This is a genomic window from Cystobacter fuscus, from assembly GCF_044360685.1.
Lineage (GTDB): Bacteria > Myxococcota > Myxococcia > Myxococcales > Myxococcaceae > Cystobacter > Cystobacter fuscus_C.
Map to the genome: position 1 here is coordinate 6,890,877 of NZ_CP043491.1, position 16,387 is coordinate 6,907,263.

13 protein-coding genes are annotated in these 16,387 nt (G+C 67.4%); 8 read left to right on the forward strand and 5 right to left on the reverse strand.

Annotation, left to right across the window (positions count from 1 at the left end):
* Nucleotides 1-106: 106 nt before the first annotated feature.
* Complete coding sequence (locus tag F0U63_RS28215; protein ID WP_395834322.1) at nucleotides 107-1,126, forward strand: aquaporin; 1,020 nt, start codon at nucleotides 107-109, stop codon at nucleotides 1,124-1,126.
* On the opposite strand, the gene dusA is transcribed toward F0U63_RS28215, so the two are convergent.
* Nucleotides 1,016-2,149 carry a tRNA dihydrouridine(20/20a) synthase DusA gene (gene dusA, locus F0U63_RS28220; protein WP_395834324.1) on the reverse strand — a complete coding sequence of 378 codons (1,134 nt, stop codon included), beginning with the start codon at nucleotides 2,147-2,149 and terminating at the stop codon, nucleotides 1,016-1,018. The genes F0U63_RS28215 and dusA overlap by 111 nt on opposite strands.
* 130 nt (nucleotides 2,150-2,279) lie before the next feature.
* Between dusA and F0U63_RS28225 the strand changes: the two genes are divergently transcribed.
* Nucleotides 2,280-3,317, forward strand: a complete 1,038-nt coding sequence (locus F0U63_RS28225) for an agmatinase family protein (RefSeq protein ID WP_395834326.1) — start codon at nucleotides 2,280-2,282, stop codon at nucleotides 3,315-3,317.
* Between the two features lie 13 nt (nucleotides 3,318-3,330).
* On the opposite strand, the gene F0U63_RS28230 is transcribed toward F0U63_RS28225, so the two are convergent.
* From F0U63_RS28230 to F0U63_RS28240, 3 genes are all read right to left on the reverse strand, one after another.
* Nucleotides 3,331-4,671, reverse strand: a complete 1,341-nt coding sequence (locus tag F0U63_RS28230) for a hypothetical protein (RefSeq protein ID WP_395834329.1) — start codon at nucleotides 4,669-4,671, stop codon at nucleotides 3,331-3,333.
* Nucleotides 4,668-5,564 carry a hypothetical protein gene (locus F0U63_RS28235; RefSeq protein WP_395834331.1) on the reverse strand — a complete coding sequence of 299 codons (897 nt, stop codon included), beginning with the start codon at nucleotides 5,562-5,564 and terminating at the stop codon, nucleotides 4,668-4,670. The genes F0U63_RS28230 and F0U63_RS28235 overlap by 4 nt, the downstream gene beginning before the upstream one ends.
* 380 nt (nucleotides 5,565-5,944) lie before the next feature.
* A complete protein-coding gene (locus F0U63_RS28240; protein WP_395834333.1) occupies nucleotides 5,945-8,263 on the reverse strand; it encodes a GH92 family glycosyl hydrolase in 2,319 nt (772 codons plus the stop codon).
* A gap of 167 nt (nucleotides 8,264-8,430) precedes the next feature.
* Here F0U63_RS28240 and F0U63_RS28245 point away from each other — a divergent pair, with 167 nt between their 5' ends.
* Nucleotides 8,431-8,586: a class III lanthipeptide gene (locus F0U63_RS28245; RefSeq protein ID WP_395834335.1), complete on the forward strand. Its 156-nt coding sequence runs from the start codon at nucleotides 8,431-8,433 to the stop codon at nucleotides 8,584-8,586.
* 90 nt (nucleotides 8,587-8,676) lie between these two features.
* Complete coding sequence (gene lanKC / locus F0U63_RS28250) at nucleotides 8,677-11,328, forward strand: class III lanthionine synthetase LanKC (RefSeq protein WP_395834337.1); 2,652 nt, start codon at nucleotides 8,677-8,679, stop codon at nucleotides 11,326-11,328.
* Between the two features lie 42 nt (nucleotides 11,329-11,370).
* On the opposite strand, the gene F0U63_RS28255 is transcribed toward lanKC, so the two are convergent.
* Complete coding sequence (locus F0U63_RS28255; protein WP_395834339.1) at nucleotides 11,371-11,574, reverse strand: hypothetical protein; 204 nt, start codon at nucleotides 11,572-11,574, stop codon at nucleotides 11,371-11,373.
* A gap of 394 nt (nucleotides 11,575-11,968) precedes the next feature.
* Between F0U63_RS28255 and F0U63_RS28260 the strand changes: the two genes are divergently transcribed.
* The 4 genes from F0U63_RS28260 (at nucleotide 11,969) to F0U63_RS28275 (ending at nucleotide 16,364) form a co-directional block, all read left to right on the forward strand.
* Complete coding sequence (locus F0U63_RS28260) at nucleotides 11,969-14,764, forward strand: YncE family protein (RefSeq protein ID WP_395834341.1); 2,796 nt, start codon at nucleotides 11,969-11,971, stop codon at nucleotides 14,762-14,764.
* Nucleotides 14,765-14,853: 89 nt separating this feature from the next.
* On the forward strand, nucleotides 14,854-15,516 hold the full coding sequence (locus tag F0U63_RS28265; protein ID WP_395834343.1) for a DUF6249 domain-containing protein: 663 nt from the start codon (nucleotides 14,854-14,856) through the stop codon (nucleotides 15,514-15,516).
* A gap of 12 nt (nucleotides 15,517-15,528) precedes the next feature.
* Nucleotides 15,529-16,080 (forward strand): RNA polymerase sigma factor, encoded by a 552-nt coding sequence (locus F0U63_RS28270; protein ID WP_395834345.1) that lies wholly within the window; start codon nucleotides 15,529-15,531, stop codon nucleotides 16,078-16,080.
* Nucleotides 16,077-16,364, forward strand: a complete 288-nt coding sequence (locus F0U63_RS28275) for a hypothetical protein (RefSeq protein ID WP_395834347.1) — start codon at nucleotides 16,077-16,079, stop codon at nucleotides 16,362-16,364. Before F0U63_RS28270 ends, F0U63_RS28275 begins: the two co-directional genes overlap by 4 nt.
* The last annotated feature ends 23 nt before the right edge of the window (nucleotides 16,365-16,387 follow it).

Here is a 16,387-nt window from a genome sequence, read left to right on the forward strand (position 1 = left end):
CCCCTGGAGCGTGACATACCGTCGGTGTCCCCCACCCCCCCTTGAGCGGAGAGCCATGCCAATGGTCTCAGCGGAACCGGCCCTCGCGACCCCCACCGAGGAACACGTGAACAGACCCCGCCGCCTCGTGGTCGAGGCGTTGGGCTGTGGACTGCTGGTGGTGGCGCTGGAGGGAGCCCACCATGGCGCCGAGCACCTGGGCGTGAGCGCCACGGAGGGCCGGCTCTTCATGTCGCTGGCGGCGGGCGCGGTGCTCGCGTGCCTCTCGCTGGTGCTGCGGCCCTTGTCGGGCGCCCACTTCAATCCCGCCCTCACCTTCGCCGACGCGCTGGAGGATGGCACCCCCTGGAAGGACGTCCCCCTCTACGTGCTCGCCCAGTTCTCGGGAGGACTGGCGGGCCGGTTGATCGCCCACCTCATGTGCGGCGAGCCCCTGCTCCTCACCGTCCTCGCGCCCGCCGCCACCTCGGCGCACTTCCTCACGGAGCTCGTCTCCACCTTCGGGCTGCTCGTCGTGGTGCGCGGGTGCGCGCGCAACCGCCCCTCGGCCACGCCCTTCGCGGTGGCCGCCTACGTGGCCGCCACCGTGTGGTTCACCGACTCGCGCTCCCTGGCCAACCCCGCCCTCGTCCTCGCGCGCGCGGCGAGCAGCCAGACGAGCGCCGTGCACCCGCTGGACGTGGAGACGCTCGTCGTCTCCCAATTGCTGGGCGCGGCGCTCGCGGTCTGCCTCTTCCGCTGGCTCCAGCGGCCCGCCCGCGCCTCGCCACCGGGACCCTGGACGATCATCTGCCTGTCTCCCCAGGAGGGCGTCGCCGAGCTCGCGGCCTCGCTGCTCAACCGGCTCGCGGCCCCGGCGCGCGTCCAGGCCATCGCCTCGCCTCCTTCCGACGAAGGGTCCGTGGGGGCCCAGGCCTGCGCGCGGCAGGCGATCCTCGTGCTGCGGCTCGTTCCGGCGGGGGCCTCGCGGGACGCGGCCCTCCTCGGAGAAGTCTGGCAACTGTCGCCGCTCGAGCTACACGCGGCGCTGCGCGGACGGCTCCAGCGCTTCCTGCGCGAGCGCGGCTGGTTGCGCCTGTACGCCGTCGGAGACCCCTTCGCTCCGGGATCCGGGGACAGCCCCTGACGGGGACGGCGTGGCGGGCGCGTCCAGGACGTGGGCCGGCACCTGCGCGAGCGCATCCCGCAGCACCTCCAGGCCCGCCCCGGGCTTGTTGGCGCGCTCGCTCAGCACCCGCCGCCAGCCCCGCGCACCCGGCAGTCCCGCGAACAGCCCCAGGATGTGGCGCGTGACGCGCGACAGGTACTCGCCCCGCGCGAGCAACTCCTCCACATAGGGCTGGAGCGACTCGACCACCTGGCGCCGCGTGGGCGCGGGGGCCGTCTCGCCGAAGATGACCGAGTCCGCCAGGGCGAGCATGTAGGGGTTCTGGTACGCCTCGCGGCCGATCATCACCCCATCCGCCCACTCCAGGTGTGCCCGGGCCTCCTCCAGGGACTTCACGCCCCCGTTGAGGGAGAGGGTCAGGTGGGGGAAGTCCGCCTTGAGCTGGCGCACCCACTCGTAGCGCAGCGGGGGAATCTCCCGGTTCTCCTTGGGGCTGAGACCCTGGAGGAAGGCCTTGCGCGCGTGCACGATGAAGGTGTCGCACCCCGCCCCGCTCACCGTGCGTACGAATCGGGTCAACAGATCGTACGAGTCGAGGTCATCGATGCCCAGGCGGTGCTTGACGGTGACGGGCAGACGGGTCGCGCCGCGCATGGCCTCGACGCAGCGGGCCACGAGGTCCGGCTTCGCCATGAGGCACGCGCCGAACATGCCGTTCTGCACCCGATCCGAGGGGCAGCCGACGTTGAGGTTCACCTCGTCATAGCCCCACTGCTCGGCGATGCGCACGCACTCGGCGAGCTGGGCCGGGTCGCTGCCGCCGAGCTGCAACGCCAGCGGGTGCTCTTCCTTGGAGAAGTCCAGGTGCCGGGGCTTGTCGCCGTACAGGATGGCGCCCGTGGTGACCATCTCGGTGTACAGCCGCGTGCGCTTGGAGATGAGGCGCAGGAAGTAGCGGTCATGCCGGTCGGTCCAATCCATCATCGGCGCGACGGAGAGTCGGTGGCTCGGCATGGTGGACGCGGGCGGGCGGGCGTTCATCCCACCATCCATGCCGGGCTTCGGGCGTGCATGCAAGGCCGCACGGGGCCTGGCGGCCCCTTGGGCGGGCGAAGAACCCCCCACGGGACCGTTGCGCTGGCGGCCCGGGCCCTTATCCTCCGCCGCCACCATGCCCGCCGCCTTCGATCCCAGCGCCGCCGCTCCCCAGGACTCCGGCATCTTCGGCCTCCCCCACACGCCCGAGGAGGCCCACGTCGTCCTCATCCCCGTGCCCTTCGAGGCCACCACCAGCTATGGCGGAGGCACCTCGGACGGTCCCTCGGCCGTGCTGCAGGCCAGCCGGCAGGTGGACCTCTTCGACGTGGACACGGGCCGTCCCTACGAGCGGGGCATCGCCCTGCTGCCCGAGCCCGAGCAGTGGCGCGCCTGGAACACCCGCGCCAAGGAGCGCGCCGTGCCCATCATCGAGGCGGGCGGCATCGATGCCTCCCAGCCCGAGCTCATGGCCGCCTCCAAGGAGGTCAACGGCCTGTGCGAGCAGCTTCACGAGGCGGTGTACCAGACGGCGAAGGAGTGGCTCGGCAAGGGCAAGCGGGTGGGCGCCGTGGGCGGGGACCACTCCATCTCCTACGGCATCATCCGGGCGCACGCGGAGAAGTACCCCGGCCTGGGCGTGCTGCACCTGGATGCGCACGCGGACCTGCGCGACGCGTACGAGGGCTTCGCCTGGTCGCACGCCTCCATCATGCACAACGTGGCCGAGCGCATTCCCGGGGTGAAGAGCCTCGTGCAGGTGGCCATCCGCGACATGAGCGAGGACGAGCACCGCTACATCGAGTCCTCGGGAGGCCGCGTGAAGGCCTTCTTCGACACGGAGCTGCAGCGCAAGCGCTTCGATGGCATTCCGTGGAACCGCCAGGTGGATGAGATCGTCCAGCAGCTCCCCCAGCACGTGTACCTGTCCTTCGACATCGACGGGCTGGATCCCACGCTGTGCCCGCACACGGGAACGCCGGTGCCGGGCGGACTGTCCTTCCCCGAGGCCGTGGCGCTCATCTCCGGGGTGGTGCGCTCGGGGCGGACCATCGTCGGGTTCGACCTCACCGAGGTCGCCCCGGATCCCGAGGGCGGCGAGTGGGACGGCAACGTGGGCGCCCGACTGCTCTACAAGATGATCGGCTGGATGCTGAAGTCCGAGCGGCCGTAGCGCGCGCTCCTATTCAGGAGCGATGCCGTTCGGCCACGCGGTAGAGCTGGGTGAGGGAGCAGTCCAACAGCGCCTGTCGCGAGCGCATGTAGTGGTGGGCCCTCACGAAGGGCAACCAGACCCGGTTGCCCACGAGCACCTGAGCCTCCATGAGATTCCCGCGCGGTATCCACTGACCGCCCAGGTGGCGAACCAGCACCTGGCCCAGGTACGCACCAATGGCGGGGACCGCGCGCTCCTCGATGACTTCCCGAAGACGGCTGGTCGGGAACTCCTCGCGCCAGAAATAGAAGTCGACGTCCGTGAGCGACTCGGGCGTCGCCTCGAAGACGGAGGCCACTTCGGTGTGCAGCAATGCCACCAGGAGTTCGGCGAGGGAGCTGTAGTGTTCGAGCGTCCGCTCCGGATCCTCCACATCCGGAGGCAGGGCGGAATCGGCGGAGCGCCACTCCCCGGGCTCGGGCGGCAGCCAGGCGTTGAGCTCGGAGATCCTCTGCTGGCGCTCGTGGCTGACGACATGCTCCACCACACGTGAGAGGAGCGGCGCCACATCCGGGTGGAATTGGGGAGTTACGGGAGTGAGCCTGGCACTGCGCGCGCGGAGGGTGCGCAGCACGGTGTCGTAGTCGAGGTCCGGGCGGAGGTGGACATGGGCACGAGCCTGAGCCTCACGTGATTCATCGCTGGCGAAGTCCGCGGCCGTGGGCCTCGTCACCAGGAGGACGGAGCCGTTGGGCAGTTCCTCCACGAGGTGAGCCGGAGTGGAGAGCATGCGCTCGCGGCCGACGGTGGCCACCAGCTTCGGACCGAAGACGTTGAGCCAGAATACCTCGTAGATTTTGTCGAAACCGTCTCTGTTTCGCGCCTCATCGTCCAGACCAAGACTGGGAAGATAAGTCAGCTCCTTGTCATCACCACTGTGGGCAGCCGCATGGGAGACCGGGTAGCGAGAAGCCCATGCACGCACCATGTCCACGATTTGGCGACAGCGCTTCTCCTCCGTGAACAAAGAGAGCGGTTGCACGTTGACCGTGATCTGCAGTTCGGGAGGTCGCGGGGGCAGCCAGAGCCAGAGCATCATGTCCAGAGCGGGCCATGTGGTGCGATAGAACCCCAGGGCTGTGCTGTTCCCATCACGCCGCTCCTCCAAGGACCGCCAACAGGAGGGACGAGAATATTTCCGCTGCCGCTTGCCATTGACGACATCGGGCATCCACCCGTCGGCATGGTCTTCGAGTGCCTGCAGAAAGGGCTCCAACTCCTGTTCCAAGGCCGCTTGTTGGTCGAAGGCTCCGTCGAAAGTGAGTCGAAGGTGGTCCTCCTGCCTCAAGTCATGAAACTTCAACACCTTCATTGGAACAACACCTCCACTCCCGGAGCCTTTTCCTGAGCTGTTCTCACTGCTCTCTTCAACACGTCTACGCGCTTGGGCTTGAGTCCGCCGTCCTCGTAGATAAGGCGAACCCTCGGAACCAGCACTCTGCTTCCTTCCGGGAGAAGATGCTTCAGGGATAGTCGGCGGATGTCTAATGTCTCGCCGTAATATCCCAGGGCCTCTCTCACGTCTGCGATCATCTGTGCTGTCAAAGCCTCTTCCTCCAGCAGCACGAGATTCCGGCTCTTGAAGCTGAACGTCTCGACGCGAGGTGGTCGCCCAGCGAACTCGCTCTCCTCGACGACGAGCACATCCACGAAGCGCAAGCCGGGGCCCGGCTTTCTCACACCCACGTATCTCTCAATACGAGGTATGTCGAAATCCGCGAGAAAGCGGCGCTGTGCCCGGGGCAGCTCCGCGTCAGCGTACAACAGCTTCAACATGGCACGCTCGAAGGCCAGACCTCGGGCGAAACCATGCCACATCTTCTCGTAGGGTGCCCAGCGCAGGGGCCCTTCGACCGCCATGCCCTGCTTGAGCTCCCCAAGACGCCTCTCGTAATAGGCGACATACTCAGGCCAACGCGGGTTGCTCTGCGCTTCGAATGGTGGCGACTCGAGAGAGGGGCGTTGCTTCTCCAGCACCACCACGTCCCTGGGCAGACGTGGGCCCACAGCTTCGGACTCCACCCACGCCAGTTTGGCCCCCACCACCTCCGCGGTGAGGCCCGCGTGTTCGTCCACCAGGGAGGCCAGACTTCCCGGGCGCGCCGCCGCGTGGGCGTCCTTCGAGGTGAGGCGTTCCCCGGGGCTCTTCGCCGCACCACCCCTGGCCACAGGGGCTCCCGAGTGCTCGGACCTGGCTTCGGACAAGCGGTGTTCCCAGTGACCCGAGCCGCACGGCGCCCCAATCATCCAGCCGCGCCACCAACCGGGGCATGTCCACCCTGTCCTGCAACGCGAGGAACTCCGCAGGCGAGGCACACGTCAGGAAGGGGGCGAGGAGCGCCTCTCCATCATCGGAAGAGAAGTCGGGCCAACCCGGAGGCACGTGCTGGCCTCCGCAATTGGGAGGACTGTGAGGGACGGCTTCCCCACAGGCCCATGCGCGCGGAGCGGCCTCGTCCGAACTCGCCCTGACGACGTCCGGACTCGGAGTCAGCGAGGCACAGCTCGTGGTGAGCAGCGCGGCGGCCAGCCGCAGCGCCGCCCACCGATGAGCCAGAATCTCAGCGCGCATGGTCCGTACCTGCTCAGGGCGCCTTGTTCATCGGCCTCGCCTGGGGTTTGGTCGCCCAGGACGTATTGGGCTTCGCCTGCATGACGAAGTGCAGGCTTCCTCCCGCCAGGAGTTCCTCGTGCCGGAGGAAGCCGCGCTCCAGCGGGCGGCCGTTCAACGACACCTTGCCGACATAGACATTGGCCTCCGACAGGCCCTCGGCCGTCACGGTGAAGCGCTTGCCGTTGGGCAGGTTCAGCGCCGCGCGCTCCACGAAGGGGCGGCCGATGACATACTCGTTCGAGCCGGGCGTGACGGGATAGAAGCCGAGCGCGGTGAAGACCAGCCAGGAGGACATCTGGCCCAGGTCGTCGTTGCCCGACAGCCCATCCGGCGTGGGCTTGTACTGGCTGTCGACGATCTGCTTGAGCCGGGCCTGGGTGCGCCACGGCGCCCCGGCGAAGGAATACATGTACGCGACATGGTGGCTGGGCTCGTTGCCATGGATGTACTGGCCGATCAGCCCGGCGATGTCCTCGGCGTGCGAGTAATCCAGCTTCGAGATGTCGTACTCGAACATGGTGTCGAGCTTCTTGACGACCGCCGCGTCACCTCCCATGGCCTTGATCAACCCCCCCAGGTCCTGCGGCACGAACCAGGAATACTGCCAGGCGTTGCCCTCGGTGTAATCACTGCCATAGTTGATGGCGGTGGGATCGAAGGGCGTGCGGAAGGCCCCGTCCGCCCGGCGGGCACGGATGAAGCCGCTCTTGGCATCGAAGGTGTTGCGCCAGTTGCCCGCGCGGGCCTCGAAGGTCCGGGCGATGTCCTCCTTGCCCAGGGCGCGGGCCATGCGGGCGATGGTCCAGTCGTCATAGGCATACTCGACGGTCTTGGACGCGGCCTCCGGCTCCCTGTCGATGGGGACGTAGCCCAGGGACATGTAGTCCCCGAGTCCCCCATAGGGAGCGTAGGTCGCGCTCTTGACCATGGCGTCCAGCGCGGCGTTCGCGTCGAAGCCCCGGATGCCCTTGAGCCAGGCATCGGCGATCACCGGCACGGAGTGATAGCCAATCATCGTCCAGGTCTCGAGCCCGTGGAACTGCCAGACGGGCAGGATGCCGTAGGGGCTGTGCCGCTGGGAGGCGAGCAGCGAATTCACCATGTCGCTGTTGCGCTTCTCCGGCTGGACCAGGAGCAGCAGCGGGTGCTCGGCCCGGAAGGTGTCCCACAGGGAGAAGGTCGAGTGGAAGGTGAAGCCCTCGGCCTTGTGTACCTGATCATCCGGGCCGCGATAGCGGCCGTCGGCGTCGGTGAACACGCTGGGGGCGATCAGGCTGTGATAGAGGGCGGTATAGACGCTGGTGCGCATCGGCGCGGGCGCGTCGAGCTCCACCGCCCCCAGCGCCTGCTCCCAGGCCGCGCGGGTGGCACCGCGCAGGGCCTCGAAGTCGAAGCCGGCCTGTTCGCTGTCCAGGTTGAGCAGGGCGTTGTCCTCGCTGACAGCGGAAATGGCGACCTTGACGATGAGCGGGCCATCCAGCTCGCCGAACTCGAAGACGCCCTCCAGCGCGCGCCCCTCGAGCTGTGCCTTGTCCGCGGGGGTCCGCCCCGGCTGGCGGAAGCCCTTGTAGACGATCGCCTCATCGCGATCGTGCAGGGAGTGGGAGACGAGCGGCTTGTTGAAGCGGATGGCGAAGAAGAGCTTGCGCCCGGGGGCCCAGCCGCGCGTCTCGCGGTAGCCGGTCACCGTGCCGTCCTGTGCCACGCGCACGCGCGACCACAGCACCTTGCCCGGGTAGTTGTAGATGGACGAGCGCAGATCCAGCAGCACGCCCGCCGGCGCCTTGCCCTCGAAGGTGTAGCGGTGCATCCCGGTGCGCGGCCCCGCCGTCAGCTCGGCGCGCACGCGCGAGTCCGACAAGGTGACGGCGTAGTAGCCCGGCCGGGCAACCTCCCCGTCGTGGCTGAAGCGCGAGCGGTAGCCCGAGCCCGGCTTGTCCGCCTCGCCTGGATCCAGCTTCACCGTACCCGAGAACGGGGTGAGCAACACGTCACCCAGGTCCGAGTGGCCCGCGCCGGAGAAGTGGGTATGCGAGAAGCCCAGGATCGTCGGATCATCGTGACGGTACCCCGCGGCCCAGTCGTAGCTCTGCTTGAACGGTCGCACGTCGGTGTCGGGGCTGAGTTGCACCATGCCGAAGGGCGCGACCGCGCCGGGAAAGGTGTGGCCCTTGCCGCCCGTTCCAATGAACGGATCGACCGCGTCATAGGCGGACGGGGCCGCCGCCCTCGACTCACCGCTCATCGCCCCCAGCAGGGCACCCACCGCACAGAACATCCCGAGCCGCATCCGTTCACCCCTCTTTCGAAGAACCTCACCGCGGCTGACTAGCACGGCGCCAGACTGTCTCTCAATGGATGTGTTCTTCGGCCCAGAAGTCCCGGCGGTTGAATCCGTATCTTCTCACCGGTACGTTCAGCAACTCGCCATGGTGGCGAATCGAAAGGCGGTTGGTCATGAACAACGTCCTCGCATTGCAGAAGCTCCCCGCGGATACAGGTGGGGAGGCAGTTGGAGGCGACTCGGCGGATGGAGGGCAGGAGGCCACGGCCTCCAACGTCAGCTTGGTTAATTGTGAAGCAAGTTCGAGCCTGAGTCTCCTGCTGTGTTAGTGAGCAGGCACCAGTCGAGGTGCAGCGCCACCTGTTGACAGGAAAGCACCTCCCGAGGGCATCTGCCTTCGGGAGGTCCGGGGAGGATGCATGCGCGGCATTGAGCGGCGGGCACGGGAGAACATCCATCTCTTCACGCTTCTGCATCCGGAGCGCTACGGGAGCCTGGATGCCTATCAATCGAAGAGCGCCGGGTTCCGGGAGCTTCTGGCTCGTTTGCTACCAGCATCCTGGACGATCGGAAGGAAGCCGGGGATCTGGTGCGAGGCCCAACCCCCCGAGCCCTCCTTCCCAGACACCGGCTTCAAGATCCATGTGTCCACGGCGCACGATCGCGCCCGGGAACTCCTGACGACGGTCGTCCCCCTGCTCGTCGCCGAGCGGGTGGCCTTCAAGGTGCTCGTCGACGAGTTCGTGCTCGACTTGAGCAATTCCCACATGTGGGCACGGGGCGCGAGCGGGAAATTCATCACCCTCTATCCCGCGGATGTCGGTCAGATGAAGCGGATCCTGGAGCAACTGCACTGCGTCACGAAGGATTTCGTGGGCCCCTATATCCTGTCGGACAAGCGGTACAAAGGCAGCCACGTCCTCTTCTACCGTTACGGTGCATTCCGGGGCCTGCGGCGCCTCAACGCCTACGGAGAGCAGGTGCCCCACCTGCGGATGACCGATGGCCGCCTGCTTCCGGATCCACGCCCCCCCTTCTTCACCCTGCCCCCGGGAGTGATCGATCCCTTCCCGGATGACGACCAGGGGGCCACCGAGGAACCCCTCCTCCATGGCCGCTACAAGGCTCTCTCGGCCATGAGTTCTTCCTCCAAGGGAGGAGTCTATCGGTGCCTCGATCTGACGTCCCGGGCGGAGGTGGTGCTCAAGGAGGCCCGGCCCCTGGTGAACCGGGGGCGCAAGAACCCCTGTGACGCCGTCGATTGTCTCGAGAACGAGTACCGGATCCTCAAGCGGCTGGAGGCAACGGGACTGGCCCCCCGTGCGCTCGACTTCTTCCAGGACTGGGAGCACAGCTTCCTCGTCATGGAGCTCGCGCGGGGCAGGAAGCTCAGTGCCCACATCGCCTCCGGACAACTGTCCCTCGTCGCGTCGCCCACGCCGGGTGCCGACGAGGTGAGGCGCTTCGGTGAGACATTCCTCACGGTGTCCAGGAAGCTCATCTCCGCGCTCCGCACCATCCACTCACAGGGCGTGGTCATCCAGGACATCTCCCCGAAGAACATCCTGTTCGACCTGGAGCGCGATCAGCTCACGTTCATCGACTTCGAGGCCGCGCTCGACCTCCAGAACCCGGATCAGGGACCCGTCATCCGGCTGTTCACACCCGGCTTCGGAGTGGAAAAACCCGCGGGTTCTGTTCCCACCTTCCGGGATGATCACCATGCCTTGAGCCGGGTGCTCGGTGATTTCCTCTACCCTCCCACCCCCTTCTTCACGCTCGCCCCCCACCAGCGCGAGCCCATGCTCACGCACTTCGCCCAGGAGAAGGGCATCCCGGAAGCCTTCGTGCGGCTCATCTTCGGAATCGAGCAGGACTTCCAGCGGGCGGACGAGCTGCTGGCCGAGGCGGAGCGGAGCTTGGGGGGCATCCGCTCGGCGCGGCCAGTCACTCCCCGTCGCGATGACGACGCGTTGCGAGAGTCCCTCGAGGGGATCGTCCGCTACATCGTCGACCAGATCCACACGGGGGAGGATCCCCTGGATCTGCCCACGGATTACCGCCGGTTCACCACCAATCGCTTGAGTGCCGCCTATGGCGCGTCTGGTATCGCGCTCTTCCTCCAACGCGTGGGCAGGCCGCCTCCCGAGAGCTTTCTCGAGGCCCTGCTTCGCGAGTCTTCGCAGATCGACAACCAACGCTACGCACCCGGTCTCTACATCGGCAGTGCTGGAATCGCGTGGACGCTGCTGGAACTGGGGCGGAGGAAAGAGGCCGAGGCGCTCCTGGATGTCGCGGCGCGCTCTCCCCTGCTCTTCGAGAATGCCGATCTCTTCTACGGAGGTGGCGGATTCGGGCTCACGAATCTGTTCTTCTTCGACCGGCTCGGGGATGAGCGGTATCTCCAGCGGGCGATCCAGGTCTTCGACACGCTGAAGCCAGGCCTCCAGTCATCCGCACAAGGGTACTTCTTCGAGAACAACGGAGATGTCTACCATGGCCTGGCGCATGGCGCCTCCGGGCTCGCCTGTTTCTGTCTGAAGCTCCATCAGGCGACCGGGCGACAGGAGCACCTCGATGCCGCGATCCGGCTCCTGGACTTCGATCTGTCGAGTGCCGAGCGGAGCAACGGTCATCCACGGTTCCACCGCTCCCGGCGGGAGTCGGTGTTCTACCCGTACTGGCATATCGGGAGCGCGGGCATTGGCTGTGTCGCGCTGCGCTTCTACGACGTGCTCCGGGACGAGCGGTACGCCCGGGAGGCGCGGAGCATCGCGTCGTCGCTCGCGGGCAACTACACCGTGTTTCCCACCAACTTCGCGGGCATGGCGGGCCTGGGGGGATTCTTCGTGGACCTCTATCGGTACACCGGCGAGGAGGTCTGGCGGACGGAGGCCCGACGGTTCCTGGAGCGGGTGATGCTGTTCGCGCTCGAGCGGCCGGCCGGTCTCGTCTTCCCTGGCGAGGATCTCCTCCGCGTCTCCACGGATTACGGCACGGGGTCCGCGGGGACCGGCTCATTCATCCACCGGCTCCTCACGGGCGGCGGCATCCCATACCTGGACTTCTAAATCCAGGGCGTCAGCCCCAGGGAAGGTGCCTGGGCCCGGGCGTCAGTGGTCGTGCTTGCGCGCGCCGCGGCCCTTGCCCTTGTGCCGGCACTGGTCTCCATCCCAGTACTCGCTGGGATGACACTCCGGCCGGGACTGGGACCGGACTCCCTTCCTGGAGGAAGAAGAATGCGTGGCGTCACGGACGTAGATGCAGCCCGGCAGCACGAGCATGAGGGCGGGGATGAGGCAGAAGATGGGTTTCATGGGGCTGCGCACCCTAGCAGGCCCGCCGTGCCGCGATGAAGAGGGTCTCTCCCGGGTGCCCCGCGGTACGAGGACCGTGTCTGCTTCTTGAAGTCAGACATCCCGCCCTTGCTTTCCGGCTGGCCGCCAGCTCTCGGGCGAGCGGCGGAAGGGGTGAGGCCCACTCCCCCCCGACACCAGCCAGACACAGGGAGTGACAAACGTACTCGCTGTCCTCGCACCTTCTCACCGGGGGTGACAGCCATTCAATGCCATAAGCGGAAAAGGCCGCCTGTTCGCCCTGTCCGGCGATCCGTCCTTTACAGAACACGTCGTGAAAGCGCACCATCCTGGCCATTCTTTTCTTTCTTCGCTGTATTCGCGAACAGGGATTCGCACTCGGCGTGGAGGTGGCATGAAAGCCAGAGACATGGCGTTGCAGCGTGATGTGTGGAAGACGGTCCTGACCGCGATGCTCCTCGTGGGAGGCCTGGTGGGACGCGAGGTGTGCGCGGCGCCCTTCACCCTCTTCGAAAGCGGTCAGGTCCGGCCGCTTGCTCTCTCGCCCTCTGGCACCCGCCTCTTCGCCGTCAACACCCCGGACAACCGGCTCGAGGTCTTCCAGGTCCTGCCCACGGGCCTGCTCCACATCTCCTCGGTGCCCGTTGGACTGGAGCCCGTCGCGGTGGCGGCGCGCAGTGACAACGAGGTCTGGGTCGTCAATCACTTGTCCGACAGCGTGAGCGTCGTGGATCTCTCCCCGAATGGGCATGGGGGCTCCGTGGTGCGTACCCTGCTCGTGGGCGACGAGCCTCGCGACATCGTCTTCGCCGGGACGGGCAAGAGCCGCGCCTTCATCACCGCCGCGCACCGTGGCCAGAACGTGCCCTTCAATCCCCAGTTCTCCACGCCGGGCATCGGCCGGGCGGACGTCTGGGTGTTCGATGCCAACAACCTGGGCACCTCGCTCGCGGGCAACCCGCTGTCGATCGTCACCCTCTTCAGCGACACGCCCCGCGCGCTCGCCGCGACGCCCGATGGCTCGCGCGTCTACGCCGCCGCGTTCCACTCGGGCAACCGCACCAGCATCGTCCACGAGATCCTCGTGCCCAACGGCGGCGAGTCGGTGGGCGGCGTCCCCGGCCCCAACGTCAACTTCGAGGGAAAGCCAGCGCCGGAGACCGGCGTCCTCGTCAAGTTCAACGGCACGGACTGGCTCGACTCGCTGGGCCGCTCGTGGACGGACAAGGTGCGCTTCTCCCTGCCGGACAAGGACGTGTTCGTCATCGATGCCACCGCCAATCCCCCGGCGCAGCTCGCGGGCCCGTCTGGCTACTACTCCGGCGTGGGCACCATCCTGTTCAACATGGCCGTCAACCCGGTGAGCGGCAAGGTGTACGTGAGCAACACCGAGGCCCGCAATGAGCTGCGCTTCGAGGGACCGGGCACCTTCGCCGGCACCAGCCTGCGCGGCCACCTGCACGAGAGCCGCATCTCGGTGCTCAGCGCCTCGGGCGTCGCGCCCAGGCACCTCAACAAGCACATCAACTATGGTGTCTGCTGCGCCGCCCTCCCCAACGCCGAGAACGACAAGAGCCTCGCCCAGCCGCTCGGCATGACGGTGACCGCCGACGGCGCCACCCTGTACGTGGCCGCGTTCGGCTCCTCGAAGCTCGGCGTCTATTCCACCGCCGCGCTCGAGGCCGACACCTTCGTGCCCGACACCGCCCACCAGATCCCCCTGAGCGGCGGCGGCCCCACCGGCATGGTGTTGGATGAAACCAACGGGCGCATGTACGTGCTGACGCGCTTCGACAACGCCATCTCCGTCGTCAACACCGCCACGAAGCAGGAGGTCGCCCACCTGCGCCTGTTCAACCCCGAGCCGCCGAGCGTGGTGGCTGGCCGCCCCTACCTCTATGACGCGCGCAAGAGCTCGAGCCATGGCGACTCGTCCTGCGCGAGCTGCCACATCTTCGGCGACTTCGACAGCCTGGACTGGAACCTGGGCAACCCGGATGCGGCCTACAAGCTCAACAAGAACCCCATCGTCACGACGCCGCCCGAGTTCGGCACCGATCCCACCTTTGGCCAGGATCCCAACTTCCACCCGGTGAAGGGTCCGCTGGCGACCCAGAGCCTGCGCGGCATGGCCAACCACGGTCCGATGCACTGGCGGGGGGACCGCTCCGGCGGGGAGACGGCGACGAGCGCCCAGCCCGACAGCGGCGCGTTCAACGAGACCGAGGCGTTCAAGCAGTTCAACCCGGCGTTCATGGATCTGCTCGGACGCTCCGCCCAGCTCACCCCGGCGGAGATGCAGCGGTTCTCGGAGTTCATCCTCCAGGTCGTCTATCCGCCCAATCCCGTGCGCAACCTGGACAACTCGCTCACGTCGGCACAGCAGGCGGGCAAGGACTTCTTCCTCAACACCACGAGCTTCTTCCATGGCCCGTGCCAGTCCTGCCACCGGCTGGATCCCAACGCCAACCCCGGCGCGGGTCCCTTCAAGGGCTTCTTCGGAACGGATGGCCGCTCGGCGTTCGTCGCGACGGCGCTCTTTCCCAAGGTGCCGCACCTGCGCAACCTGTACCAGAAGATCGGCATGTTCGGCGTGGCCTACCCCTTCGGCTTCCTCCCCGCGGACCCCTTCATGGGCGATCAGATCCGTGGCTTCGGCTTCAACAGCGACGGCTCGATCGATACGATGATGCGCTTCAACAGCGGGTTCGACCACGATCCGATCTTCAACTCGGTCGGCATTCCGAACACGCCCGCGGGCCACCAGGCCAAGCTGGACATGGCGGAGTTCCTCCTGGCCTTCGACACCAACCTGGCGCCCATCGTCGGACAGCAGGTGACGCTCACCCCCCTCAACGCGATGGTGGCCGGCCCCCGCGTCAACCTCCTGGTGGCGCGCGCGAACGTCGGCGAGTGCGACCTGGTGGCCAAGGGCCGCAACGCCCAGAACGAGGTGGGCTTCGCCTACGTGGGCAACGGGATGTTCAAGAGCGACCGGCACGCCGAGCCCCTCCTGGCCGACGCGGCCCTGCGCCTGATGGTGACCACGGGGCTGGGGGCGCTGACCTACACCTGCACGCCTCCGGGCTCGGGCCAGCGCATCGGCATCGATCGCGACCTCGACGGGCACCTGGACGGTGACGAGCGGACCAACGGGACGGATCCCGCCAACCCCCTCAGCCATCCCTGAGCACCGGCGCGGAAAAAAATCCGGGGTTGAATCCAAGAGGCTGGGACCGGGAGTCCTCCCGTCGATAAAACCGACGAGAGGACTCCCTCATGAAATCCCAGCTGCTCACCCTGTGCCTCCTGGCCTCCCTCCCCGCCTGGGCCCAGTCCACACCCGCACCGGAAGCGCCCGCGGCGCCTGAAGCGCCCCTCGCAACCCCGCCTCCCACCGTGCCACAGTCCCCTCGGCTCGAGGCCCAGCGCCAGGAGCTGGAGTCGGACATCCAGCGGTTGGAGTCCGAGGCCCAGCGGATCGATCCCGAGGGCCGGCTCGAGTCCAAGCAGCTCTTCGAGCTCCTCAAGGATCGCGAGCGGCGGGCGCGCGAGAGCGATCCCGACATCGCCCCCGCCATCATCAGCGTCTCCCTCTTCAGCAGCCTGCTGATGGGCTTCCTCGCGTGGCTGCTGGCCAGCAACCGCAAGCACCACCAGCTCCACCAGACGGTGCGCATGATGGTGGAGAAGGGGGCGGAGATTCCTCCTGGGCTGCTCGCGCCCGCGCCCAAGAAGCCCTCGGATCTGCGGCGGGGCATCATCCTGTCCACGACGGGCGTGGGGCTGACGATCTTCCTGGCCGTCCTTCCGGATTCGGAGGGCGCCTGGGGCGTGGGGGTGACGCTCTTCTTCCTCGGCCTGGGACATCTGCTCGTCTGGCGCCTGCAGCAGGGCCGGAGTCCGCTCGCGTCGCACCTCTCGCCCGAGTCCCCGCTGTAGCCGTCGAGAGCCATGTCCTCGCCTCCTGAAACCCTTTCGGATTCCGAGCTCATCACGCGCGTGCTCACGCGGGATGACCGGGGCGCCTTTGGCGAGCTGGTGGCGCGGCACCAGTCCGCGGTGCGCGGCCTGCTGCGGCGGCTGACCGGGGGAGACGTGGCGCAGGCGGATGATCTGGCGCAGGAGACCTTCCTGCGGGCCTATCGAGGGCTGCGCGGCTACCGGGGCGGGGCGAAGTTCTCCTCCTGGCTCTATCGCATCGCCTGCAACGCGTACTTCAGCCATGATCGGGGCAGCCGAAATGAGCCCCTGGCGCTACCCACGGTGGAGGAGGAGCTCCCTTCCGCGGTGTACCTGCCGGACGCGCTCCTGGAGCGCTACGATCTGGAGCGGGCGCTCTCCACGCTCAAGCCACGCGAGCGGGCCGCGCTCGTGCTCACCTACGCCAACGAGCTGACCCACGAGGAGGCGGCGGTCGTGCTCGACTGCCCGTTGGGCACGCTCAAGACCCACGTCGCGCGCGCGAAGGAGAAGCTGCGCCGGCGATTCGAGGAGACCCCATGAACGGCCATGATGACGAGGCCTGGATCCAATCAATGCTCCAGCGGCGGCCACCGTCCGAGCTGTCCGATGGCGGTTTCCAGCACCGGGTGCTCCAGCGCCTGCCCCGGCCTGAACGTCCCACGATGCGCCTGCTCGCCCTGGGCACCACCTGGGTGGTGACGGCCGCGTTCTCCCTGCTGTCCTGGGACGTGGGGGTGTTCTCCTCCTCGGGAGGGGTGGCCCCCGTGGTCCCCTTCAGCCTCGGGACCGCGCTGCTCTGGTATGTCGTCGACGTCCTGAGGTGAGCCTGGGAAACGGGCCCACGCGG

What these genes read in the sequence shown, in the direction of transcription:
- F0U63_RS28265 (WP_395834343.1), top strand. Translation starts at nt 14,854, where the DNA reads ATGAAATCCCAGCTGCTCACCCTGTGCCTCCTGGCCTCCCTCCCCGCC.
- F0U63_RS28230 (WP_395834329.1), bottom strand. Translation starts at nt 4,671, where the DNA reads ATGAAGGTGTTGAAGTTTCATGACTTGAGGCAGGAGGACCACCTTCGA.
- lanKC (WP_395834337.1), top strand. Translation starts at nt 8,677, where the DNA reads ATGCGCGGCATTGAGCGGCGGGCACGGGAGAACATCCATCTCTTCACG.
- F0U63_RS28270 (WP_395834345.1), top strand. Translation starts at nt 15,529, where the DNA reads ATGTCCTCGCCTCCTGAAACCCTTTCGGATTCCGAGCTCATCACGCGC.
- F0U63_RS28240 (WP_395834333.1), bottom strand. Translation starts at nt 8,263, where the DNA reads ATGCGGCTCGGGATGTTCTGTGCGGTGGGTGCCCTGCTGGGGGCGATG.
- dusA (WP_395834324.1), bottom strand. Translation starts at nt 2,149, where the DNA reads ATGAACGCCCGCCCGCCCGCGTCCACCATGCCGAGCCACCGACTCTCC.
- F0U63_RS28225 (WP_395834326.1), top strand. Translation starts at nt 2,280, where the DNA reads ATGCCCGCCGCCTTCGATCCCAGCGCCGCCGCTCCCCAGGACTCCGGC.
- F0U63_RS28275 (WP_395834347.1), top strand. Translation starts at nt 16,077, where the DNA reads ATGAACGGCCATGATGACGAGGCCTGGATCCAATCAATGCTCCAGCGG.
- F0U63_RS28260 (WP_395834341.1), top strand. Translation starts at nt 11,969, where the DNA reads ATGAAAGCCAGAGACATGGCGTTGCAGCGTGATGTGTGGAAGACGGTC.
- F0U63_RS28255 (WP_395834339.1), bottom strand. Translation starts at nt 11,574, where the DNA reads ATGAAACCCATCTTCTGCCTCATCCCCGCCCTCATGCTCGTGCTGCCG.
- F0U63_RS28245 (WP_395834335.1), top strand. Translation starts at nt 8,431, where the DNA reads ATGAACAACGTCCTCGCATTGCAGAAGCTCCCCGCGGATACAGGTGGG.